The sequence below is a fragment of the Sphingomonas elodea ATCC 31461 genome, from assembly GCF_000226955.1.
In the GTDB taxonomy this organism is placed as follows: Bacteria; Pseudomonadota; Alphaproteobacteria; order Sphingomonadales; family Sphingomonadaceae; genus Sphingomonas; species Sphingomonas elodea.
This window is the reverse complement of sequence record NZ_AGFU01000067.1, coordinates 15527-37614: the sequence shown is the minus strand read 5'-3', so window position 1 is coordinate 37614 and position 22088 is coordinate 15527. Positions and strand designations below refer to the sequence as shown.

Here is a 22088-nt window from a genome sequence, read left to right as displayed (position 1 = left end):
GCGCTGCTTTGCGGCGCTTGGGGGCGGCGCGTCAACCTCCTGCGCCTTCCGGGCGCTCCCGGAGTTCGCTAATCCCTCCGCATGCTCGATCGTTTGAAGGCTCTCCGCTCCCGCCCCTGGCCCGTCGCCCTGCTGATCGGGATCGCCGCGCAGTTGCTGTTCTCCTTCCATCTCGATCGCCCGGGCGGGATCATGTTCGACGAGGTGCATTATGTGCCTGCCGCCAAGGCGCTTATCGAGCTGTCCGGCCCCCGCAACATCGAGCATCCGCTGCTCGGCAAGGAACTGATCGGCGCGGGCATGGACCTGCTCGGCGATAATCCGCTCGGCTGGCGGATAATGCCGACGATTGCCGGCACGGCGACGGTGCTGGGCGTGTTCGCCTTTCTGTGGATCCTCATGCGCGGGCGAATGCGCGTGGCAGTCACCGGTGCCATCCTTGCGATGCTCAACCAGAGCCTGTTCGTCCAGGCGCGCACCGCGATGCTCGACGTGTTCCTCGGCGCCTTCCTGATCTGGGGGCTCGTCTTCTTGCTCTGGGCGATGCACGGCAGCCGCGCCCAGGTGCGCTGGCGCTGGTGCGCGGGCGCAGCGCTGATGGGACTGGCGACCGCAGTGAAATGGGCGGCGGCGCCGTACATCGCGGGGATAGCGATCGCGCTGCTCTTCGTCCGGGTTCGCGACGGCCGCCGCGCCAAGCGCGCGATCACGGCTGCGCTGCTTTCGGGCGACCAGCCACACTGGCCCGGTCTGCCCACCCTTGCCGGCGTGCTGCTGCTCGGGCTGATCAGCATCCCCGTCTATCTCGCGACCTTCGCGCCCACCTTCTTCTACTTGACCGGCGCCACCGATGGCCTGGGCGGCCTCCTCTCCCTCCAGCGCGACATGTACGCCGCGCAGACGCAGGTGCTCCCGCACCACAATTACCAGTCGGACTGGTGGAGCTGGCCCATCCTCCTGCGGCCGATCTGGTTCTTCTACGAGTGGGATCGCGGCGCCCAGCGCGGCGTGCTGCTGATCGGCAATCCGGTCATCATGTGGGGCGGACTGGTCGCGGTGCTCGCCAGCTATGTGCTGTGGTTCCGCACCCATGCCTGGCGGCCGCTGGCGCTGGCGCTGCTCTGGACCTTTTCGGTGGCGATCTATGCGATCATCCCCAAGTCGCTCGGCTTCTATTACTACTATCACCTGTCGGGCATCTTCCTGTGCCTGGTGCTGCCGGTGACCTTCCACCAGTTCGACCGGCTGCGCGCGAAAGGCTGGGAGGAATGGTATGTCGCCCTCGCGCTCGTCTGTTTCGGCTATTTCTACCCGATCCTCGCCGCCTCCCCGCTGAGCGGCGCCCAGACCTTTGCCCACTGGATGTGGTTCCCCAGCTGGCGCTAAATTTCGTTGCGGGCACGAGGCCATCTTGAACGCGCGCCGACAGTCGCTAGCTTCACTTCGGTTTCAAACCGCAACGGAGTTCCCATGGCCACGTCGACCGACGTTCTTTTCCGTCCGTTCCGCATCAAGTCGCTCGATCTGCCCAACCGGATCGTGATGGCGCCGATGACGCGGACCTTCGCGCCCGAGGGCATCCCCGGCGCGGCCAACGCCGCCTATTATCGCCGCCGCGCCGAAGGCGGCGTGGGTCTGATCCTCTCCGAAGGCACGGTGATCGACCGCCCGGCCTCGCGCAACCACCCCAACATCCCCTTCTTCCACGGCGATGCCGCGCTGGCGGGCTGGAAGGAAGTGATCGACGAGGTTCACGCCGCGGGCGGCAAGATGGCGCCACAGATCTGGCACACCGGCTCGACCGTCGGACCCGACCGCAACTGGCAGCCCGACGCGCCGGTGGAGAGCCCCTCGGGCGTGGTCGCGCCGGACAAGCCGCGCGGCGTGGCGATGACCGAGCAGGACATCGAGGCGACCATCGCCGCCTTCGCCAAGGCCGCGGCGGATGCCAAGCAGCTGGGCTTCGATACGGTCGAACTGCACGGCGCCCACGGCTATCTGATCGACCAGTTCTTCTGGGCCGGCACCAACACCCGCGAGGACGGCTATGGCGGCGCCACGATCGCCGAGCGCTCGCGCTTCGCGGTCGAGGTGGTCAAGGCGGTACGCGCGGCGGTGGGCCCGGACATGCCCGTCATCCTGCGCCTCAGCCAGTGGAAGCAGCAGGATTACAGCGCCCGCCTCGCCACCACCCCGGACGAGATGGCCGCGTGGCTGCAGCCGCTGGTCGATGCCGGCGCGGACGTACTGCACTGCTCGCAGCGCCGCTTCTGGGAGCCGGAATTCCCCGAGGTCGACGGCGAGAACGGCCTCAACTTCGCCGGCTGGGCGAAGAAGCTCACCGGGGCTGCGACGATCAGCGTCGGCTCGGTCGGCCTGTCGGGCGAGTTCATCGCGGCGTTCGGCGGCGAGACCTCGCAGCACAGCGATCTCGACAAGCTGGTCGAGCGGATGGAACGCGACGAGTTCGACCTGATCGCGGTCGGTCGCGCGCTGATCAGCGATGCGAACTGGGTGAAGAAGGTCCAGGCCGGTGCGGGCGAGGAACTGAAGGGCTTCAGCCCGGCGGCACTGGCGGAGCTGGTGTAAGCTGAAACCTATCTTAGCCCCTCCTCCTTGGAGGAGGGGTTGGGGTGGAGGGATTCCAGAACAGAAGTTGGTCTCGGTGAGACACTGCCCCACCCCAACCCCTCCCCTGAAGGGGAGGGGCTTTAGTCCGTTAGTACCGCCCCCAGACGAACCGCGACGACAGCGCATAATTCCACACCGCCGCGACACCGATCCCCGCCAGAGCGGAGAGTCGCCAGTCGCCATGCTGCACGTTGTGCAGAAATGCCGCGAGCCCGACATTGGCGGCGGCCCCCACACCACAAACGAAGCAAAAGCTCACCCAACCCGCGAGCAGCGCCCCCGCCCCCTTCAGCCGACGCTCGCGATAGGTCAGCGCGTTGTTGAGCAGGAAGTTGAAGGTCATCGCCATGATCGTCGCCAGGATCGTGCCGGTCACGAACGGCAGCTCCACCAGGCGGAACAGCAAGAACAGCACCGCCAGATGCACCGCCGCGCCGATCGCGCCGATCGCGGAGAACATCGCGAAACGCACCGGCACGACCTTGCCGAACATCCGGTCGTACAGCGCGATCAGATATTCCATCGCCACGACGTAATCGAGCTTGCTCTCGCCCACGGTGCGCACCCGGAAGGTGTAGGGCAGTTCGCGGAAGCGCAGCGGCTTCGGGCTCGCGGTCATGATGTCGAGCAGGATCTTGAAGCCGATGCCCGAGAGCACCGGCACCAGCCCGCGCGCGATCTCGCTGCGGATCATGAAGAAGCCGCTCATCGGATCGGTCAGGTCAGCCTTGAGCACCTGGCGCGACAGCCTGGTCGCGAAGGCCGATTTGGCGACTCGCTCGCGGTCCCATTCGCCGGTGCAGCCGCCTTCGCAGAAGCGCGAGCCGATCACTACGTCGAGGGCCGCATCCGCCTGCAGCGCGTCGAGCATCCTGGGCAGCAGCGTCTCGTCGTGCTGCAGATCGCCGTCGATCACCGCGACGCACGGCGCGGCGGTGGCGCACATCCCCTCGATGCACGCCGAGGACAGGCCCCGCCGCCCGATCCGCTGGATCACGCGCACGCGGCTGTCCACCCGCGCGATCTCCCGCGCCGCTTGCGCGGTGCCGTCTGGGCTGTCGTCGTCGACGAAGATCGCCTCCCAGGCACGGCCGGCAAGGGCAGCATCCAGCTTGGCGATCAACAGGGGAACATTGGCGCGTTCGTTGAACGTGGGGATAACGATCGCGAGTTCGAGCAGGATTTGGCTCACTGAAGCTCCAGCAGCACCGCATCCCCCATCGCGGTTGTTGAAAGATTGCCCCCGAGATCGGCCGTCCGCGCGCCCTTGGCGAGCGCTGCGGCAACCGCTTTTTCGATGCGCTGCGCCGATGCTTCGTCGGCCAGCGAGTGCCTGAGCAGCATGGCCGCGGAAAGGATGGCGGCGCAAGGGTTCGCCTTGCCCTGGCCGGCGATGTCCGGCGCGCTGCCGTGGATCGGCTCGTACATGCCGTTCGCGCCCGACCAGGCGGCGAGCGACGCCGAGGGCAGCATGCCGATGGAGCCGGCGCACATGCTCGCCTGGTCGCTGAGGATGTCGCCGAACAGGTTGCCGGTGACGATCACGTCGAAGCTGGCCGGCGCGCGCACCAGCTGCATCGCGGCATTGTCGACATACATATGGGTCAGCTCGACCTCGGGATATTCCGCGCCCATCGCGGTGACGACGTCGCGCCACAGCTGCGAGGTTTCGAGCACGTTCGCCTTATCGACCGAGCAGAGCTTCTTGCGGCGACGCTTGGCCATCTCGAAGCCGACACGGGCGATCCGCGTCACTTCCTCTTCGTTATAGCTCATCACGTCATAGCCCTGGCGCAGGCCCTCCGGCGTGGTGCGAAGCCCCTTCTCGCCGAAATAGACGTCGCCGATCAGTTCGCGGACGATGACGATCTCCAGGCCGTTCACCACTTCCGGCTTGAGCGGCGAGGCGTCCTCCAGGCCGGGAAACAGCATCGCCGGGCGCAGATTGGCGAACAGGCCCAAGGCCTTCCGGATGCCGAGCAGCGCCGCTTCGGGACGCAGATGGCGTTCCAGCTTCTCGAACCGCGGATCGCCGATCGCGCCGAACAGCACCGCATCGGCGCGCTTGACCAGGTTCAGCGTGGCTTCCGGCAGCGGATGGCCCGAGGCGAGATAGGCAGCGCCGCCTACGGGCGCTTCCTCGAAGCTGTGCCCGAGGTTCAGCGCCTCGATCACCCGGCGCGCCTCGCGCGTGACTTCGGGGCCGATTCCATCACCCGGCAGAACAGCAATCAGCGACATCCGAACCTCGCGCAGCACCTAATCCGCGCGCCGCTTAGCCGCCCCGCGACCCTTTATGCAACCGCTCGCAACAAACGGTCCACCAACCGGACACGCGCCGCCAACAGATCGGCGCCCCGGCCGATCAGCAGGTCGCGTGCCAGAAAATGGCCGGTAAGGCGCAGCCCGGCCAGGATATCCTCCCAGTCCGCCGCCCCGCCTTCCGTGAGGAAGGGCGGCAGCGCGAGCAGCCGGGACTCATAGCCGGTCGCGCCGATGCGGCTTACCGCAATCCCGCTTTTCGGGCTGACGAACGCCAGATCCACGGTGGCGCCGGTGGCGGCGCAGCGCTCCAGATCGAGACCAAAGCCGAGCTCGGCGAGCAACAGCAGTTCGTAGCGCACCAGCGCCACCGCCCAGCCACGTGCCGCCGGTGCCGCCTCGATCGCATCGAGCACCCCGCCTAGCGCGGCATGGAGTCGCGGATAGGGCAGCGCTTCGGGAAGCGTCGCGGCGGTGAGCGCCGTCACCCAGACCAGCGCCGCGGCGGGAAGCGGCTCGCCGAACAGCGGCGCGCGGCTGTGGAGCAGTTCGACGGTAAGCCCCGGCAACTGCTCCTCGGTCCGCGCGCGCCATTCGCCGAGGATCAGATTGGCGGGCTGGAGTACCGGCCGCAGCGCGCGGGACCGGCCGCCCCGGACATAGCCTGGCTGCACCCCGTCCTGCTCGGTCAACGCGCGCACGATCGCGCCGTGCTCGCCATGGCCGCGAATACTGAGCAGGATGGCGTCGGCGCGAAGGTGCATGCCCGCGATGTAGGGCGCGCGAGGCGGAAAGGGAATTCGGCACACCCTTCCGGTGCGTACCGACACGCGCTAGCGTGGGACCGATGCTGCACCTGCCGACCGCGCCCTGGCTCCATTATGTCGGCGACGTGGCGGCATGGGCAACCGCGACGGCGGGAGGCCGCTGGGTCTACCTTCATCGACGCGGCGCGGTCGAGCGCCTCGCCCGCCAGGCCGACCCCAGCTATTTCGTCACCCTCGCCATCGGCGGCGCGTTGGGGGCGTGGCTGCTCGGCTCGCTCAACACCCTGCGGGACGCAAGGCCAGTGCTGTCGCATTCGATCGCCGGCGCGCTGGCGGGGGCGATCGTCGCGGTGGAGATCTGGAAGCTGCTGCGCGGCGTGCGCGGATCGACCGGCGGGCCCTTCGTGGTCCCGCTGGCGCTAGGCGTCGTCGTCGGACGCTGGGGGTGCCTGTTCGCGGGTCTCGCCGATCAGACCTATGGCGTGCCGACCAGCCTCCCCTGGGGCACCGACCTGGGCGACGGCATCGCGCGGCATCCGGTGCAACTGTACGAATCCTGCGCCATGGCGCTGTTCCTGCTCGTCTATGTCCGCGCGCTGCGGGCCGGGCGGCACTGGGCCACGGCCCATGGCTTCCATGCCTTCGTCCTGGCCTATGCCGTGCAGCGCTTCGCCTGGGAATTCCTCAAGCCCTATCCGCCGCTGATCGGCCCGCTCAACGTCTTCCACCTCACCATGATGGGACTCTGCCTCTATGCCCTTGTCTGGATCGCACGCGGAGACCGCACTGGCGCCGCCGCCGCGCAAGGCGGCGCCCTATCTGTTCCACGGCCAGACGAGCAGCCTGTGCGAGACCTGCCTTGAGGTCGTTCCCGCCAAGGTCATCGTGGAGGACGACTGCGTCTATTATCTCAAGCGCTGTCGCAGCCACGGCGTGCAGAAGACGCTGATCAGCGACGATCTCGCCTATTGGCGCGCGCAGAAGGACTGGCTGAAGCCCGGCGACCGGCCCCTCGCCACCCAGACACGCACCGAGGCGGGCTGCCCGTTCGATTGCGGGCTGTGCCCCGATCACGAGCAGCATAGCTGCCTCGCGATCATCGAGATCAATTCGGCCTGCAATCTTGCCTGTCCGGTCTGCTTCGCCGATGCGGAGGACCAGCACGGGGCGCATCTGCCGCTGTCGACGATCGAGGCGATGCTCGACGCGCTGGTCGCCAGCGAGGGCGAGCCCGATCTGCTGCAGCTCTCCGGCGGCGAGCCGACGCTGCACCCCCGGTTCTTCGAGATCCTTGATGCGGTGAAGCGGCGGCCGATCCGCCATGTGATGATCAACACCAACGGCGTGCGGATCGCGCAGGACCCGGCCTTCGTGGAACGGTTGGCGAGCTACAAGCCGGCGCTGGAAGTGTATCTCCAGTTCGACAGCCTGAACGACGATGCGCTTTTGGATCTGCGCGGCGCCCGCCTCGCCCGCGTCCGCCAAGCGGCGCTAGAGGCGCTGGAACGGGCGGACCTGTCGACCACGCTGGTCGCGGTGGTGAAGCGCGGGGTGAACGACGGCGAGGTTGCCGCCATCGTCCGGCACGCGCTGGAATGGGCGTGCGTACGCGGCGTGACCTTCCAGCCGGTGCAGGACGCCGGACGCAACCTGGGGTTCGATGCGAAGGCCAACCGGGTGCTGCTCACCCAGATCCGCCGCGAGGTGGTGAAAGCGGGGGTATTCGCCGCCGAGGACATGATCCCGCTGCCATGCAACCCGGACCAGATCTGCATCGGCTACGGCGTGCGGAGCGGCCGCGACGTGACCCCCGTCACGTCCCTGCTGCCGCGCGAGCTGATCCTGCAGGGGCCCAACACGGTGAGCTACGAAGCTTATCCGAAGCTGCGCGATGCGGTGCTGGACCTGCTCAGCCTCGCCACCGCCCAGTGCAATACCGCGGACAAGCTGGCCGATCTGCTCTGCTGCCTGCCCCAGGCGCTGGTGCCGCAGGAGACAAGCTATGCGAACAGCTTCCGCGTGGTGATCCAGCAATTCCTCGATCGCTACAATTTCGATCTCGGCACGGTGAAGCGCAGCTGCGTCCACTTCGTGACGCCGGAAGGGCAGATCATTCCCTTCGACACCTACAATAGCTTCTACCGCCCGGGCGCCGAGGGCGCGGGCGTGCTGGCGCGCGGGAGGGCCTTGGCATGAAGCGCTTCTTCGGGGGGTTGCTGCTCGGCATCGGCATTCTGACGATGACCACCAGCGGGCTCTGCTCGCTCGCGGCTATCGTGATGGCAATGCCCGTGCTTTTTCAGACGCCAATGATGCTCTGGATCATGGCGTTGGGCGGGATTCCCTTTGCGGCCGGGTTCGGCCTGCTGACGCTAGGCCGCCGACTACTGCGGCAACCAGATGGGTATGAAGAATAGCCGCCCGCCCGCATAGCAGGCGGGCGGCCCCAGCCTCAGCCCATCGACGCGATGTCGATGACGAAGCGGTATTTCACGTCGCTCTTGAGCATCCGCGCGTACGCCGCCTCGATCTCGTCGGCGCGGATCATCTCGATGTCGGCGACGATGCCGTGCTCGGCACAGAAATCGAGCATCTCCTGCGTCTCGGCGATGCCGCCGATCAGCGAGCCCGCGATCGAGCGGCGCTTGAAGATCAGCGCCGCGACGTTGGGCGAAGGGTGCGCATGCTCGGGCACGCCCACCAGCGTCAGCGTGCCGTCGCGCTTCAGCAGGGTGGTGAACGCATCCAGATTGTGGCTGGCGGCCACCGTGTCCAGGATGAAGTCGAAGCTGTTCGCGTGCGCCGCCATGGCGTCCGCATCGCGCGAGACGACGACTTCGTCGGCACCCAGCGCCAGCGCATCGGCGCGCTTGCTCTCCGAGGTGGTGAAGGCGACGACATGCGCGCCCAGCGCATGGGCCAGCTTCACGCCCATATGGCCGAGCCCGCCGATGCCGACGATGCCCACCTTCTTGCCCGGGCCGACCTGCCAGTGGCGCAGCGGCGACCAGGTGGTGATGCCCGCGCAGAGCAACGGCGCGACCGCGGCGAGCTGTTCCTCGCCATGGTTCACCTTCAGCACGAACTTGTCGCTGACCACGATCTGCTGCGAATAGCCGCCCAGCGTATGGCCGGGAGCATCGGGCGTCGGGCCGTTATAGGTGCCGACGAAGCCGTTCTCGCAATATTGCTCCAGCCCCTCGTCGCACGAAGCGCAGTGCTGGCAGCTGTCGACCATGCAGCCGACACCGACGAGATCGCCGACCGCGAACTTGCGCACATGCTCGCCCACCGCACTGACCCGGCCGACGATCTCGTGGCCGGGCACGCACGGATAGAGCGTGCCTTCCCATTCGGAGCGGACCTGGTGGAGGTCCGAATGGCAGACGCCGCAATAGGCGATGTCGATCTGCACGTCGTGCGCACCGGGCGCGCGGCGTTCGATCTCGATCGGCTCGAGCGGCTTGTCGGCGGCATAGGCGCCATAGGCTTTGGTGGCCATATTCTGGATTCCCCGGATGGTGGTTGAAGGCGCGAGGCCAGACGGCCCCTGACCTCTCAAGGTGGGGAACGCACCAGCATGCGATTAGACGCTGGAAGCTGCATGCAGCTTTGAATAGAATTCAGCAATGACCCGCCAGCACCTCTCCGAGCTCGCCGCCTTTCTCGCGGTGGCGCGGCAGCGCAGCTTCACCCGCGCGGCGGCGCAGAGCGGGGTGACCCCCTCGGCGCTCAGCCATGCGATGCGCGGGCTGGAGGAACGGCTGGGCCTGCGCCTGCTCAACCGCACGACGCGCAGCGTGAGCCTCACCGAAGCCGGCGAGCGATTGTTCGCCACGCTCGCCCCCCGGCTCGACGAGATCGAGGCGGAAGTGGCGGCACTCAGCGCGCTGCGCGAAAAGCCGGCGGGCCTCGTCCGGATCAGCGCCGACGAGCTTTCGCTGCAGACGCTGCTCTGGCCGCGCCTCGCGCCGATCCTGCGCGAATTCCCGGACATCCGCGTCGAGGTCGATACCGACTATCGCCTGACCGACATCGTCGCCGAGCGGTTCGATGCCGGGGTGCGCTTCGGCGACATCATCGCCAAGGACATGGTGGCGGTGCCGATCGGGCCCGATGCGCGGATGCTGGCGGTCGCCTCGCCCGCCTATTTCGAACGCGCCGGGCGACCGCAGGCGATCGAGGAGCTCACCGCCCATGCCTGCCTCAACCTGCGGCTGCCGACCTATGGCGGCCTCTATGCCTGGGAGTTCGAGGAGGGCGGCCGCGAGCGCAGGGTGCGGGTGGAAGGGCCGCTCACCTTCTCCTCGGTCTTCCCGATCCTGCAGGCCGCGCTGGACGGGTTCGGCATCGCCTGCCTGCCCGACGCGGCAGTACAGCCGCATCTCGACAGCGGCGCGCTGGAGGCGGTGCTGACCGGATTCTCGCCGCCTTTCGCCGGCTACCATCTCTATTACCCGAGCCGCCGCCAGCCGACGCCCGCCTTCGCCCTGCTGGTGGACAGGCTGCGCTGGCGGGGGTGATGCGGCTGTGCCAAGCTGCCCGCAACAGAACGCCGAGCGTTCTCAAACAGCTATGGGGAGAGTTGCCGTGAAGATCCTGATCCGCGCCCTTGCGGCGGCGCCGTTGCTCGCCGCGGCCCTGCCGGCCTCCGCGCAGACGACCGCCGATCCGACCAGCTTCGCCGGCGACCGCGACGTCCAGGCCCAGCTCAAGGCGATGCTCGCCGAGATGAAGCCCGACCAGGGCTTCGCCTGGAAGCCGGTGGTGCGCGACGGCAGCAACATCGCCGCGATCGAGATATGGAAGAAGCCCGGCAAGCCGGCGTTCCATCCCGACCAGGCCGAATATGCGATCGTCCTGGAGGGCGCGGGCACGCTGGTCTCCGGCGGCACCATGCCGGACCCGCAGACGCGCAACCCGACGCTGGTCGAGGGCAGCCGGATCGAGGGCGGCACCACCCGCACGCTTGGCCCCGGCGACGTGATCCTGGTACCGGCGGGCGTGCCGCACTGGTTCGGCATCACCGGCGAACGGCTGGTGCTGCTGGGGATCAAGCTGCCCAAGGGGCAGTGAAGCCCGGCCCTCCCCTCCGGGGGAGGCTGCCGGACGCCTATCCCAGCAGCCCTTCCAGCATCCGCGCCATGTTGACCGCGGTATAGGGCTTCTGCAGCACCGGCACCCCGGCATGGTCGGCGTCCAGCTGGAGCTGCTCGCCATAGCCGGTGGCGAAGGCATAGGGCACGCCTTCTGCCCGGAGCCGGTCGGCGATCGGCAGGCTGGTCTCGCTGCCCAGATTCACGTCGAGGATCGCAACGCCGAAGCGCTCGGCGGCGATCTCCTCCACCGCGCCGGCGACCGAGGAGGCCGTCACCACCCGCTCCGCGCCGAGCCGCAGCAGGATGTCCTCGGCGTCCATTGCGATGATCAGGCTGTCTTCCACCAGCAGCACCGGCCCCTGCAGCACCGGCTGTATCTCGCCCGCGACCGGCGCGACGACCGGCTCCTCGACATCGCGGATATGCTTCGCGGCCGCGTCGCCATCGAGCACGACGTGCCGCGCGGGGATGCAGAATTCCGCCTCCAGCCCGGTCAGCGCGTACCGCACCGTCGCCTTGCCGCCCAAGTCATAGGGAACCGAGCGCTGGATGATCGTGGTGCCGAAGCCCTGCCGCGTCGGCGGCTGCACGGCGGGGCCGCCGCGCTCGCGCCATTCGACACGGCAATCGCCCTGCGGATCGAGCCACCAGCGCACCGATACCGTGCCGCTGTCCGACAGCGCGCCATATTTGGCGGAGTTGGTCATCAGCTCGTGGAACACCAGCGCCAGCGTCGAGAAGGCCGCCGGACGCAGCAGCACCATCGGCCCGTCCTGCTCGAGCCGCCCCGAGCGACCGCCGAGATAGGCCGCCGCCTCGGTGCGCAGCAGCCGCGCGAGCGGTGCCGGCGCCCAGTTATCCTCGGTGATCTGGTCGTGCGCACGCGCCAGCGCCTCGATCCGGCCCTCGAGCATGCGGATATAGGCCGTAGTATCCATCCCTGGCGCGCGCGACTGGCGGACAAGGCCGCGGATCAGGCCCAGGATGTTGCGCACGCGGTGGTTGAGCTCGGCGATCAGCAGTTCCTGCCGCTCCGACGCGCGCTGACGCTCTTCCTGTGCATCGTCCGACAGGCGCAGCACCACCTCGATCAGCGAGGCGCGCAGTACCTCCGCCACGCGCAGCTCCACTTCGGTGAAGGGCAGCGAGCGGCCGCGCACTTCCTGGCTCCACGTCTCGAAGCTCTGCCGGGGGGTGAGCCGGGCACCGTGGGGCCCGAACTCCACGGGCTTGTGCGGATCGCCGCCCCAGTTGACGGTGCGCACCAGTTCCTGGCGGAACAGCAGCACATAGTCGCGCGGAGACCGGCTGATCGGGATGGCGAGCAGCCCCGCGCCCACATCGGCATAGTCCGCCGCCTGCGGCAGCACATCGGCCAGACGGTCCGTCGCGAAGACGCGGCCCGCCGCCATCGCGTTCAGCCGGCGGGTAATCGACGCGAAGGACGAAGGCGGCGGGGTGATGCCGCTGAACGCAACCTTGCCGCCGATCCAGATCGCGATGCCGTCGCACGGCACCACCTCGCGCAGACGGCTGCCCAGCCATTCGGGATCGTCGAGCAGCCCGCCGTCTCCGGCCACCGCCGCCAGCAGACGGTCGCTGGTTGCACGCGCCGCTGCCTCATAGACGGCCAGTTCCTTGCGCTCGCGGCTCTCCAGCTTGAGCGCGAACATCTGCCCGAACAGCTCGGCCATCGAGCGCCGCTCGAAGCCCGGACAGCGCGGCCCGCCATAATGGTGGCAGGCGAACAGGCCCCAAAGCTTCCCCTCGACGATGATCGAAATCGACAGGGAGGCGCGCACCCCCATGTTCTTCAGATATTCGATGTGGATCGGCGAGACCGAGCGCAGCACCGACAGCGACAGGTCGAGCGGTGCGCCGAATTCATCGCGCCCCGGCACGATCGGCACGGGTTGCGCATGGACATCGGAGATGATCCGGAACGGCGTACGCAGATAGAGCTTGCGTGCCTGTTGCGGGATATCGCTGGCAGGATAGCGCAGGTCCAGGAAGCTGCCGATGCCGCTGCGCGCTGCCTCCGCCACCACGATACCCGACCCGTCGCGCTCGAAGCGATAGACCATCACCCGGTCAAAGCCGGTCAGCGCGCGTACCTGCCGGGCGCCCTCGCGGAAGAAATCGGCCAGCTTTTCCTTCTCGTCCAGCCGGCCCATCATCGCGCGCAGCGTGCTGGCGGCATCGCCGGCGGCGTCCGACGTACAGGGCTCGGCTTCCACCACGATCGTGTCGCCGATCATGTGGAGCGCGAGGTCGTAGGTGCGCGCACGGGTGCGCAGCGCCTTGATGCCGAAGATTCGCTCCAGCGCATCGTCGCCGCGCAGCAGCGTCAGCCGATTGCGCAGCGCGTGGATCGCGTCGTCTTCCAGATAGGCGCTGACATGCGTGCCGAGCATTTCGTCGGCGCTAAGGTCGAAATGCTGATCGACATTGGCGGAAGCGCGCTTGATCAGCCAGTCGCTGGAAAAGGCGATCAGGAAGCCGAAGGGCTGGATCGCTCCCAGCTGGTGGATAGGTTCCCGATCACAATTGGTCAGATCGACCTGAAATACGCCGTCGTCCACTCAACCAACCTTCGCCAGCCACTTCGTGCCGGCGGCCTCGAACCGCCCGAAGGTCTGGTTTGCGGCGGTTACGGCAAGTTCCAAGGATTGCGGCTCATATAGGAGCGCATCCAGTTTTTCCAACAATTCCGGCCACATATTCGGCGGCTGGTGGCTGCCCAGATAGGCACGCGGCCAAGTGTCCGGCACGCTGCGAGCAAGGAACCGTCCGCCAAGGCGCGATCCTTCGAGCACGTAGAGCATGCCCGCCATCTCCGCATCGGACGTAACGGAATCCAGGCTTTCCGGCGCATCGACGGTGATGCCAAGCGCATCGAGATCGACCTGGATCACGCCTGCGCGGCGGCGCTGCGGCCAGTCCTCCGTGATGCTTTCCGCGCCGTCCCTGTCGAGCAATGCCTCCACCGGCAGCAGTGCTTCCGCATGGGCGGCGAGCAGCCCGGCATAATCGTCACGACGGGCGAGATCGAATCGGCTGAACAAGGCATCGACCCGCGCATGCGCGGCGCCCGTGGACTCCCGCAACCGACGATGTGCGACGTTCATGCGGGCAGACTTTTCGTGAGGCGGCGATCCACGGCAAGCAAAAATCGCTCGCCGTGGATGTGTTCCATTATGGCCGAGATGGCCTCAAATCATGCCGCGCCGAAGACGCGCGCGAAGATCGTGTCGACATGGCGATAATGATAGCCGAGGTCGAACTTTTCCTCGATCACCTCTGGGCTGAGCGCCGCGGTGACTTCGGGATCGGCCTTGAGCAGTTCCATCAGCGAGAGTTCGCCGTCCGATTCCCACACCTTCATCGCATTGCGCTGGACGAACCGGTACGCATCCTCACGGCTGACCCCGGCCTGGGTCAGCGCCAGCAGCACGCGCTGCGAATGGACGAGACCGCCCATGCGATCGAGATTCTTCTGCATCCGCACCGGATAGACGAGCAGCTTGTCGACCACGCCGGTCAGGCGCGCCAGCGCGAAGTCGAGCGTGATCGTCGCGTCGGGGCCGATATAGCGCTCGACCGAGGAGTGGCTGATGTCGCGCTCGTGCCACAGCGCCACATTCTCCAGCGCCGGGGTGACATAGCCACGCACCATGCGGGCGAGGCCGGTCAGGTTCTCGGTCAGCACCGGGTTGCGCTTGTGCGGCATCGCCGACGAGCCCTTCTGGCCCGGCGAGAAATATTCCTCGGCCTCCAGCACCTCGGTGCGCTGCAGGTGGCGGATCTCCACCGCAAGGCGTTCGATCGACGAGGCGATCACGCCGAGCGTCGCGAAGAACATCGCATGGCGGTCGCGCGGGATCACCTGGGTCGAGACCGGCTCGATCGCGAGGCCCAGCTTCTCCGCGACATGGGCTTCGACGCGCGGGTCGATGTTCGCGAAGGTGCCGACCGCGCCCGAGATGGCGCAGGTGGCGATGTCGGCGCGCGCGGCGAGCAGGCGCGCCTTGTTGCGCTGGAATTCGGCATGCGCCTCGGCGAGCTTGAGGCCGAAGGTGACCGGCTCGGCATGGATGCCGTGGCTGCGGCCGATCGTCGGGGTCATCTTGTGCTCGCGGGCGCGGCGCTCGAGCACTTCCAGGAGCGCGTCGATATCGGCCAGCAGCAGGTCGCTGGCGCGGGCGAGCTGGACCGCCAGGCAGGTGTCGAGCACGTCGGAGCTGGTCATGCCCTGGTGCATGAAGCGGGCTTCCTCGCCCACCTGCTCGGCCACCCAGGTGAGGAAGGCGATCACGTCGTGCTTGGTCACCGCCTCGATCGCGTCGATCGCGGCGACGTCGATGGCGGGCTTGGTCGCCCACCAGTCCCACAGCGCCTTGGCCGCGCTCTGCGGCACCACGCCCAGATCGGCGAGCGCTTGCGTGGCATGCGCCTCGATCTCGAACCAGATGGCGAGGCGCGTCTCGGGCGACCAGATATCGGTCATCGCGGCGCGGGCATAACGGGGGACCATGGCGTTCCTTCGTGTGCGGAAAAGGGGAGCCCGGCAGCCCGGGCGGGTCGCGCCCGCGCCTAGCAAGAAGCGGCCACAGCGGCAACCGAAGGCGCAGGCGGCCGTTACGTCCCCCGAGGAGACTGACGATGCTGATGCCCCTGCTGTTCGCCGTGCTGCTGCAGACGGCACCCGCACCACAGGAACGTCCGGCGCCGCCGGCCACCTCGGCCGCGCCGCCCGCCGCCGCCGAGGCAACCCAGCCGACGCCGCGCCCCGATCCGGCCGGGCTGCCCGTTCAGACACAGTTCGCCCAGGCCGATGCGAATGGCGACGGCAGCCTCGACCGGACCGAGTTCGCCGCATGGCTGGTGGCGGTGCGGACGGCCAAGGAAGCCGGCTTCGGCGCGGAAAAACCGGAGGCGCGCGACTGGATCGAGCGCAGCTTCGGCGCCACCGATGCCGATCATGACCGGAAGATCACGCGCGAGGAATGGACTCGCTTCCTCGCCACCAGGGACGGATGAGCTTCCCCGTTGCGGGCGCCCGTCGCCCGGCTATGATGGCACCATGGCGCAGCTGATCGATCGCTTCCAATCCTCCACCGCCGGGTGGCTCAAGGGCTCGTTCGCGGGGTGGGCGACGGCCGCGCTCTGCCTCGTCGGGGTCGGCTTCGTGATCCTCGCGGTCCGCTGGGTCGGCAACAAGGCCACGCTGTACGAAGTCACCGAGGACCGGATCGTGCTCTACCGCGGCATCGTCCGCAAATCGATCGACGAGATCGAGCTGTACCGGGTGAAGGACGTGCGGCTCGACTATTCGATCGTTAACCAGATTTCCGGCATCGGCACCCTCACCATCACCTCCTCGGACGAGACCACACGCGGCGGCCCGCTGGTGATCCGCGACGTCGAATATGCCCGGGAGCGTCGCGAAAAGCTGCGCGAACTGGTCAGCAACGCCCGCCGCCTGCGGGGCGTGCGCGAGTTCGACATGGTGCAGGAAGACGTGCGCGGCTGATCAGCCGGGCACGCGCTCCAGTCCCAGCCAGCGGCGGGCGCCGGGCAGACGCGCGAACACCAGACGCTCGACGAGCAGTACCGCGACGAGGCTGATCCCCATCAGCGGCAGGAACAGGCCAAGCAGCAGCACCAGCGCGAAGAAGGCGATCGCCGCCGGCGCAGGGCTCCCGGCGCGCGGCGCGCCGAGCACGCCCTCGGGGCGCCTGCGCCACCACAGCACCACGCTGCTGACGGCAAGCAGGATCAGGCCCAGCGCGGTCAGCAGGTTGAGCAGCTGGTTCAGCCCGCCGAACGCCTGCCCCTCATGCACCGCGACGCCCCAGCCGACGAGACGATCGACCAGCCGGCGCTGCGCGAAATCCTTGCGTGTGAGGACCTGGCCGGTATCGCCGTCCAGCGTCAGGTCGGTGCGCAAGGGGCGGTTGGCGGCATCGGACTTGGCGGTCCAGGGCTGGCCGGCGCCGGTGGGCGGCGATACCAGCACCGGCGTCGCCAGCCGCAGCGGCCCCAGCGTCGCGATCAGCCGGTCGAGCGGGACATAGGACACCGGCGGATGCGCCATCGCCATGCCGTGATGTTCGGCATGCTCGCCCATCATCGCGCGGGTCCCCGCATCGGCGGCGGCGCGCCGGCGCAGTTCCTCGGCATGGCCCGTGGTCCAGTCCTGCTTGACCGGACGCCCCTCCGCCACCTGCCGCACCGCCTTCAGATAGCTCCCCCAGCTCTTCGCCCAGGGCAGGCCGGAGACGAGCAGGAACAGCGCGAAGGCGGAAACCCAGAAGCCCGTGACGCCGTGCAGATCCCGCCAGAAGCGCCGCCCGCCGGCGTTCAGCCGGGGATAGACCACGCCCCCCAGCCCCCCGCCGCGCGGCCACCAGAGGAACAGCCCCGAGAGCAACATCACGATCGTCCACGAGGCCGCCAGCTCCACCAGATAGGAGCCGGGCGTGCCGGCGAGCAGTTCGCCGTGCAGGCGGAAAACCACCCGCATCAGCCGCTGGTCTTCGTCGACGGTCTTGAGGATCGCCAGCGTCTGCGGGTGGACATAGACGCGCGTCTCCTCGGCATCCTTGCCGACGACGATCTGCACGGCCTGCCGATCCGTCTCCGGCAGCTGGTAGCGGTGGAGCACCGATCCGGGCACTGCGCGCACCGCGGCCGCCGCCTGCTCCGCCGCCGAAGCGCGCGGGCCGGTGACGGCGAGGTTGGCATAGGGCGAGTCGATCAGTGCCTCCACCTGCGGGCGGAACAGATAGATCGCGCCGGTGACCGCCAGCCACAGCACGAAGGGCACGCAGAACAGCCCGGCATAGAAATGCCAGCGCCACACGGCGGCGTAGCTCGGCCAACGGCGATGAAGATGCTGCATCCTTCCCTCCCCCTCAGAAGCGTGCCTTGACGCCGGCATAGACCGTGCGGGGCGGCCCCGCGTAGATCGAGCCGGTGGTGTTCGCGAGGATCGCCGCCGGATTCTCGGCGCCCGTCGCAGCGTTGAGGCTGTTGGCGATCACCGCCGCCGAGCCGATGGTCGTCACGTCGAACAGGTTCTGCACCGAGGCGTAGAAGCTCAGCCGCCCGGCCCCGCGCGGCGGATCGTAATGCAGGTTGAGGTTCACCACCGTCGCCGACGGCAAGGCGAGCAGGTTGCCGTTATCGGCGAAGAAGCGATCCCGATAGGTCAGCTCCACGAACCCGCCGAGCCCCCGCAGCGGCCCGGCCGGCTGGTCATAGCCGCCCCGCACATTGAGGAAACGGGGGATCACCCCCGGGATCGCCTTGCCGCTTCGGTCCAGCACGGTGGAGACGCTGCCGGCGGTCAGCCGCTCCCGGAAATCGGTGTAATACTGGTCGTTGTAGCTGTAGCTCGCATCGAGCTTCGCCCCCGGCAGCACGCCCGGCAGGGGTCGCCAGCTGAGGCCCAGTTCCACGCCGCGATGCACCGATCGCGGCACGTTCGAGGTATAGGCGAGCAGGTTCACCCCGGCCGACTGGCTGACCAGCTCGTTGGCGAACCACTCGTAATAGCCGGTCACCTCCGCCTTGAGATGGCTGCCCAGCGCCACCTCCGCGCCCAGGTCGACGCCGGTATTGCGCTGCGCCTTCAGGCTGGTGTTGTTGCCGGGGACGCCCGCCGCCGTGACGAACAGATTGCCCGCCTGCGGAATGCCATAGCCGGTGCCGATGCGCGCGCGCAGTCGCACCGCGTCGACCGCCTGCCAGAACAGCGCGGCCTCGGGCGCCACGTTGGTGAAGTGCCGCTCGGCCGGGATCAGGGTCAGCTGCGGTGCGGCCGTCAGCGGGTAGGCATAGGCCGTCTGCCGCACCTTCAGGATCGAGCGCTCGGCACCGATGCCTGCGATCAGCTGGAGCCGGGGGGAGAGTTGCAGCTCCTCGCGGGCGCGAATGCCGAAATTGCGCACATCGCCGAACACGGTCTGGGTCGGCGCGCCGATGCCGTTGCGGCCGCCGGGCGTCTTGTTGAAGCTGTAGCTCTGGTTGTCGAGATAGTTGTAGAACAGGCCGACGAAGCTGGTCGCCGCCATGCCGCCCAGGCTGCCGCGATGGGTGATGTCCGACGTGAGGTTGTAGCTGTTCAGCGTGCCCCTGAACGGCGTCGCGCCGGTCGGCTGGTTGACGACGCGGGCATCGAAGGTCGCCTGGGTCCGCCAGGTGGCGTCGGGCCCCAGATCATGTTCGTACCGCGTCCCGATGATGGTGCGGCGATCGTTGCGGGCCAGGTCGCCCTCGTCCGCGGTCTGGGCGATCCGCGCGCCGTTCACGCCGTTGACCAGCACCGAGATGGTGCCGCAGCCCGGCGCCGCGCTCGCCGCCGTCTTGCACCCCTGCTGATACGGGTTGGCGAGATACTGGTTGTACGACAGCCGGGTGGAGAGGCGGAATTCGCCCTCATTGTAGATCAGCTTCACCGCCACCCGGTCCTTCGCCCCCAGCTCGAACCGGGCAAGCGCGTTCAGCGTGCCGGTAGCGTAGCCGGTATGGCCCGTCGCACCGTTGCCGCGCACATAGCTGCCGAACACCGCAACATCGTGGACGGCATTGCCGTCACCGATCGTGGCATAGAGATTGGCGAACCCGTCCCCGCCGGCATCGAACCCGGCTTCCACGCCGTGAATGTCGCGACCCGCGCGGGTGCGGAAGTTGATCGCGCCGCCCAGTGCGTAATTGCCGTAGCGCGCCGAAGACGGACCACGCACCACGTCCACCGCGCCGTACGCATGCGGGTCGGTCAGGTCGAAACGGGCAAGGCCGTCCGGTTGGGTGACGGGAAAGTCGTCCTCGAACACCTGCAGGTTGCGCGCGCCGAACGAATTTCGCGCATTGGAACCGCGGACCGAGACGCTGACGTCGCGCGGGCCGTTGCCCTGCGTCACCGCGACGCCGGGCGAGAGCCGGACGATATCGGCGATGGTCGTCGCTGGCGTGTTGCGGAACGCGGCGGCATCGACGGTGGTCACGGTCTGGCCGCTGACCCGGGTGGTGAGCGACAGCGCCTTGCTGGTGACGAAGATCTCGTCGGACGCGGCAGGCGGGGGCGGCACGCTCTGCGGCGGGCGCGTAGGCGTAGACGAGGGCGAGGGCGAGGGCGCGGCATCAAGCGTCGCCAGTTCGGCATCGATGGCGGCACGCTGGCGCAGCAACTCGGCGCGCCGGTCGGTAGCGGCGGTCTGTGCCGAAGCGGCGGACGCGCAGCAGACGGCCATGACGGCCGCCGGCAACATATATCTGGACATGCACTTTTTCCTGATCCGGGTGCGCGCGGTCGCCGGGCGACCGGCACGCGAACATCAAATGGTGGAATCAGGCGTGGTGCGGGGGCCCTCTAAGGGGTGGTCGCAGATAGACGCGCGCGACCGCGGGAATGGCGGTTGCCGTGCGGATCGCCAATGCGAGGACGAAGGCGATCGCCAGAACCAGCAGTACGGGATCGACCGCGGCGAGCCCGGCCATGCCGAGGCCGGCAAAGGCGCAGGGCATCTCGCTCTTCTGATGCTCGGCGGGATCCGACCCGTCCCCGCGGGCAGGCAGCGTCACCGCCATCTTCTGCGGGCCATAGCCCGAACAGAAACCGAGCACGATCGTGCCGCCCGATGCCATCGGCATGAACCCTGCCGGCAGCACCGCCTTCATCAGCAACGCAGCCGCGATCAGCCAGCCGCAGAGCAGGCGATGATCGAACAGAAGGCGGCGCAGCGCGGTCACGGTCCTGTGCGTAGCGCGACGCGGCGGCGTTGTCGAACGTCAGTCCGCAAGCCCGCCGATCGCCTTCAGATACTCCCGATGCGGCCGGGCCAGCGCCATCGCCCGCCCCACCGCCTCGCGCATCCGCGCGAACGCCCCTTCCAGTTCGCCGTCCGTGAAATGGTCGGCGAGCGGATCGTGCCGTTCGGGCAGCAGGTCGAAGCCGGCATACATGGACAACCAGCTGGGATCGCGGAACGATTCCCACTCGTAGCGCGCGAACACGCCGCGGCTGCGGAACAGCGAGACCTTGTGCGCCAGCTCCTCCGGCAAGGTCAGCGCGCGGGCGGCATCCCACAGCGGCTCCCCTACCCGGCCGTTCGCCCAGTAATGGAGCAGCAGGAAATCGCGGATGCGCGCGAATTCCAGCGCGGTGATCCGGTTGAACTCGTCGGCCAGCTCGGGCGCGAAACCGCGATCTGGCATCAGCGTGCCGAGCCGCTCCACCCCCGACTGGATCAGCGTGAGGCTGGTCGATTCGAGCGGCTCGAGGAACCCGGCGGACAGGCCGATCGCGACGACGTTCTTCTCCCATGGCCGCGCGCGGTGGCCGGTGGTGAAGCGCAGGAAATTGGGCTCGGCCAGCGCCTCGCCCTCCAGCCGGCCACGCAGCACCGCCTGCGCCTCGTCATCGGATATATGGGCGCTCGCATAGACATAGCCGTTGCCGACACGGTGCTGCAGCGGGATCCGCCACTGCCAGCCGGCGGCGAGCGCGGTGCTGCGGGTATAGGGGGTGAAGGCATCGCCGTGCGCGCACGGCATCGCCACCGCGCGGTCGCAGGGCAGCAGATGGGTCCAGTCGACAAAGGGCACGCCCAGCGTCTGGCCGAGCAGCAGGCTGCGAAAGCCGGTGCAGTCGAGGAACAGGTCCGCCTCGATCGCGCTGCCGTCGGCCAGCGTCACGCCGGTGAGGAAGCCGGTCTCGCCATCCTGCTGGACGCTGGCGACCGTGCCCTCGACATGGCGCACGCCGCGCGCCGTGGCGACGCGCGCCAGCAACCGCGCGAACAGCCCTGCGTCGAACTGCACTGCCCAGTCGAACACGCCGAGATCGTTGGGCGGGTTCTCCGCCGGCGGCATCATCAGGCCCTGCATCGCCATCTGGGTGGCGAGGCAGAAGTCGGCGAGCGGCGCGGTGTCGCCGGCCTTGCGCCGCTTCAGCCAATAATGATGGAATCCCACCCCGCGCGAGGCGATGCCGTACAGGCCGAAGGGATGGAAGAAACGGTGCCCCGGCCGCGCCCAGTCGCAGAATTCGATGCCGAGCTTGGCGGTGCCCTTGGCCTCGCGCAGCACCTCGGCCTCGCTGATCCCGATCGCGCGGAAATAGTCGCGGATCGCGGGCACCGTCGCCTCGCCGACGCCGACGGTGCGGATGTCGGGGCTTTCGAGCAGGGTGATGGAGACGGGCTGGCGATCGAGCAGCCGCTCGAGCAAGGCTGCCGCCATCCACCCGGCGGTCCCGCCGCCGACGATCAGGATGGAACGGATCGGTTGTCCTGCCGCACGCATGGTTCAGGTCCTACGCCCA

20 protein-coding genes are annotated in these 22088 nt (G+C 68.3%); 9 read left to right on the top strand and 11 right to left on the bottom strand.

The features are described 5' to 3' along the window. The first annotated feature begins 81 nt into the window (after positions 1-81). Together KK7_RS0116240 and KK7_RS0116235 are read left to right on the top strand one after the other, a co-directional pair. On the top strand, positions 82-1386 hold the full coding sequence (locus KK7_RS0116240; protein WP_010545703.1) for a phospholipid carrier-dependent glycosyltransferase: 1305 nt from the start codon (positions 82-84) through the stop codon (positions 1384-1386). 84 nt (positions 1387-1470) lie between these two features. Continuing rightward, positions 1471-2589, top strand: coding sequence for an NADH:flavin oxidoreductase (locus KK7_RS0116235; RefSeq protein ID WP_010545702.1), 1119 nt, complete (start codon positions 1471-1473; stop codon positions 2587-2589). A 130-nt stretch (positions 2590-2719) separates the two neighbouring features. Here the strand turns inward: KK7_RS0116235 and KK7_RS0116230 are convergent, their stop codons facing one another. Genes KK7_RS0116230 through recO form a run of 3 tightly spaced genes read right to left on the bottom strand, consistent with a single transcriptional unit; the run spans position 2720 to position 5657 of the window. Further along, the gene (locus tag KK7_RS0116230; RefSeq protein WP_010545701.1) at positions 2720-3823 is read right to left on the bottom strand and encodes a glycosyltransferase; all 1104 of its coding nucleotides are present in this window, start codon (positions 3821-3823) and stop codon (positions 2720-2722) included. After that, positions 3820-4872, bottom strand: coding sequence for a 3-isopropylmalate dehydrogenase (gene leuB / locus KK7_RS0116225; protein WP_010545700.1), 1053 nt, complete (start codon positions 4870-4872; stop codon positions 3820-3822). Before leuB ends, KK7_RS0116230 begins: the two co-directional genes overlap by 4 nt. Positions 4873-4925: 53 nt before the next feature. Then, a complete protein-coding gene (gene recO / locus KK7_RS0116220) occupies positions 4926-5657 on the bottom strand; it encodes a DNA repair protein RecO (protein ID WP_010545699.1) in 732 nt (243 codons plus the stop codon). A gap of 83 nt (positions 5658-5740) precedes the next feature. Between recO and KK7_RS0116215 the strand changes: the two genes are divergently transcribed. From KK7_RS0116215 to KK7_RS0116205, 3 genes are read left to right on the top strand one after another with little or no spacing between them, the layout of a single operon-like run. Beyond that, positions 5741-6523: a prolipoprotein diacylglyceryl transferase family protein gene (locus tag KK7_RS0116215; protein ID WP_010545698.1), complete on the top strand. Its 783-nt coding sequence runs from the start codon at positions 5741-5743 to the stop codon at positions 6521-6523. Continuing rightward, entirely contained in the window at positions 6414-7856 is a 1443-nt protein-coding gene (locus KK7_RS0116210; protein WP_010545697.1) for a radical SAM protein, read from the top strand. Before KK7_RS0116215 ends, KK7_RS0116210 begins: the two co-directional genes overlap by 110 nt. Further along, positions 7853-8077 carry a hypothetical protein gene (locus tag KK7_RS0116205; RefSeq protein WP_010545696.1) on the top strand — a complete coding sequence of 75 codons (225 nt, stop codon included), beginning with the start codon at positions 7853-7855 and terminating at the stop codon, positions 8075-8077. The genes KK7_RS0116210 and KK7_RS0116205 overlap by 4 nt, the downstream gene beginning before the upstream one ends. Positions 8078-8112: 35 nt before the next feature. Here KK7_RS0116205 and KK7_RS0116200 read toward each other — a convergent pair whose 3' ends face one another. After that, entirely contained in the window at positions 8113-9162 is a 1050-nt protein-coding gene (locus KK7_RS0116200) for an NAD(P)-dependent alcohol dehydrogenase (RefSeq protein WP_010545695.1), read from the bottom strand. 127 nt (positions 9163-9289) lie between these two features. Between KK7_RS0116200 and KK7_RS0116195 the strand changes: the two genes are divergently transcribed. Further along, positions 9290-10183, top strand: coding sequence for a LysR family transcriptional regulator (locus tag KK7_RS0116195; protein WP_010545694.1), 894 nt, complete (start codon positions 9290-9292; stop codon positions 10181-10183). Positions 10184-10250: 67 nt separating this feature from the next. Further along, a complete protein-coding gene (locus KK7_RS0116190; RefSeq protein ID WP_010545693.1) occupies positions 10251-10736 on the top strand; it encodes a cupin domain-containing protein in 486 nt (161 codons plus the stop codon). A gap of 37 nt (positions 10737-10773) precedes the next feature. Here KK7_RS0116190 and KK7_RS0116185 read toward each other — a convergent pair whose 3' ends face one another. The 3 genes from KK7_RS0116185 to purB form a co-directional block, all read right to left on the bottom strand. Then, positions 10774-13341, bottom strand: coding sequence for an HWE histidine kinase domain-containing protein (locus tag KK7_RS0116185; protein ID WP_010545692.1), 2568 nt, complete (start codon positions 13339-13341; stop codon positions 10774-10776). Then, a complete protein-coding gene (locus KK7_RS0116180) occupies positions 13342-13887 on the bottom strand; it encodes a biliverdin-producing heme oxygenase (RefSeq protein WP_010545691.1) in 546 nt (181 codons plus the stop codon). Between the two features lie 89 nt (positions 13888-13976). Continuing rightward, on the bottom strand, positions 13977-15293 hold the full coding sequence (gene purB, locus KK7_RS0116175) for an adenylosuccinate lyase (protein WP_010545690.1): 1317 nt from the start codon (positions 15291-15293) through the stop codon (positions 13977-13979). A 128-nt stretch (positions 15294-15421) separates the two neighbouring features. Here purB and KK7_RS21010 point away from each other — a divergent pair, with 128 nt between their 5' ends. Next, positions 15422-15799 carry an EF-hand domain-containing protein gene (locus KK7_RS21010; RefSeq protein WP_010545689.1) on the top strand — a complete coding sequence of 126 codons (378 nt, stop codon included), beginning with the start codon at positions 15422-15424 and terminating at the stop codon, positions 15797-15799. A 43-nt stretch (positions 15800-15842) separates the two neighbouring features. Beyond that, entirely contained in the window at positions 15843-16292 is a 450-nt protein-coding gene (locus tag KK7_RS0116165; protein ID WP_010545688.1) for a PH domain-containing protein, read from the top strand. On the opposite strand, the gene KK7_RS0116160 is transcribed toward KK7_RS0116165, so the two are convergent. From KK7_RS0116160 to KK7_RS0116145, 4 genes are all read right to left on the bottom strand, one after another. After that, positions 16293-17663 (bottom strand): PepSY-associated TM helix domain-containing protein, encoded by a 1371-nt coding sequence (locus KK7_RS0116160; RefSeq protein ID WP_010545687.1) that lies wholly within the window; start codon positions 17661-17663, stop codon positions 16293-16295. It abuts the gene before it with no gap. Positions 17664-17676: 13 nt separating this feature from the next. Then, positions 17677-20046 carry a TonB-dependent receptor family protein gene (locus KK7_RS0116155; protein ID WP_040598930.1) on the bottom strand — a complete coding sequence of 790 codons (2370 nt, stop codon included), beginning with the start codon at positions 20044-20046 and terminating at the stop codon, positions 17677-17679. Positions 20047-20113: 67 nt separating this feature from the next. Next, the gene (locus KK7_RS21005; protein WP_010545685.1) at positions 20114-20515 is read right to left on the bottom strand and encodes a DUF2946 family protein; all 402 of its coding nucleotides are present in this window, start codon (positions 20513-20515) and stop codon (positions 20114-20116) included. Positions 20516-20554: 39 nt separating this feature from the next. Continuing rightward, entirely contained in the window at positions 20555-22069 is a 1515-nt protein-coding gene (locus tag KK7_RS0116145) for a tryptophan halogenase family protein (RefSeq protein ID WP_010545684.1), read from the bottom strand. Positions 22070-22088 lie beyond the last annotated feature (19 nt).

Bases quoted from the DNA above. Each gene is read 5' to 3' on its own strand.
- KK7_RS0116240 (WP_010545703.1), top strand. From the start codon at position 82: ATGCTCGATCGTTTGAAGGCTCTCCGCTCCCGCCCCTGGCCCGTCGCC.
- KK7_RS0116195 (WP_010545694.1), top strand. From the start codon at position 9,290: ATGACCCGCCAGCACCTCTCCGAGCTCGCCGCCTTTCTCGCGGTGGCG.
- KK7_RS0116205 (WP_010545696.1), top strand. From the start codon at position 7,853: ATGAAGCGCTTCTTCGGGGGGTTGCTGCTCGGCATCGGCATTCTGACG.
- KK7_RS0116200 (WP_010545695.1), bottom strand. From the start codon at position 9,162: ATGGCCACCAAAGCCTATGGCGCCTATGCCGCCGACAAGCCGCTCGAG.
- KK7_RS0116155 (WP_040598930.1), bottom strand. From the start codon at position 20,046: ATGTCCAGATATATGTTGCCGGCGGCCGTCATGGCCGTCTGCTGCGCG.
- purB (WP_010545690.1), bottom strand. From the start codon at position 15,293: ATGGTCCCCCGTTATGCCCGCGCCGCGATGACCGATATCTGGTCGCCC.
- KK7_RS0116215 (WP_010545698.1), top strand. From the start codon at position 5,741: ATGCTGCACCTGCCGACCGCGCCCTGGCTCCATTATGTCGGCGACGTG.
- KK7_RS21010 (WP_010545689.1), top strand. From the start codon at position 15,422: ATGCTGATGCCCCTGCTGTTCGCCGTGCTGCTGCAGACGGCACCCGCA.
- leuB (WP_010545700.1), bottom strand. From the start codon at position 4,872: ATGTCGCTGATTGCTGTTCTGCCGGGTGATGGAATCGGCCCCGAAGTC.
- KK7_RS0116165 (WP_010545688.1), top strand. From the start codon at position 15,843: ATGGCGCAGCTGATCGATCGCTTCCAATCCTCCACCGCCGGGTGGCTC.
- recO (WP_010545699.1), bottom strand. From the start codon at position 5,657: ATGCACCTTCGCGCCGACGCCATCCTGCTCAGTATTCGCGGCCATGGC.
- KK7_RS0116160 (WP_010545687.1), bottom strand. From the start codon at position 17,663: ATGCAGCATCTTCATCGCCGTTGGCCGAGCTACGCCGCCGTGTGGCGC.
- KK7_RS0116235 (WP_010545702.1), top strand. From the start codon at position 1,471: ATGGCCACGTCGACCGACGTTCTTTTCCGTCCGTTCCGCATCAAGTCG.
- KK7_RS0116180 (WP_010545691.1), bottom strand. From the start codon at position 13,887: ATGAACGTCGCACATCGTCGGTTGCGGGAGTCCACGGGCGCCGCGCAT.
- KK7_RS0116210 (WP_010545697.1), top strand. From the start codon at position 6,414: ATGCCCTTGTCTGGATCGCACGCGGAGACCGCACTGGCGCCGCCGCCG.
- KK7_RS0116145 (WP_010545684.1), bottom strand. From the start codon at position 22,069: ATGCGTGCGGCAGGACAACCGATCCGTTCCATCCTGATCGTCGGCGGC.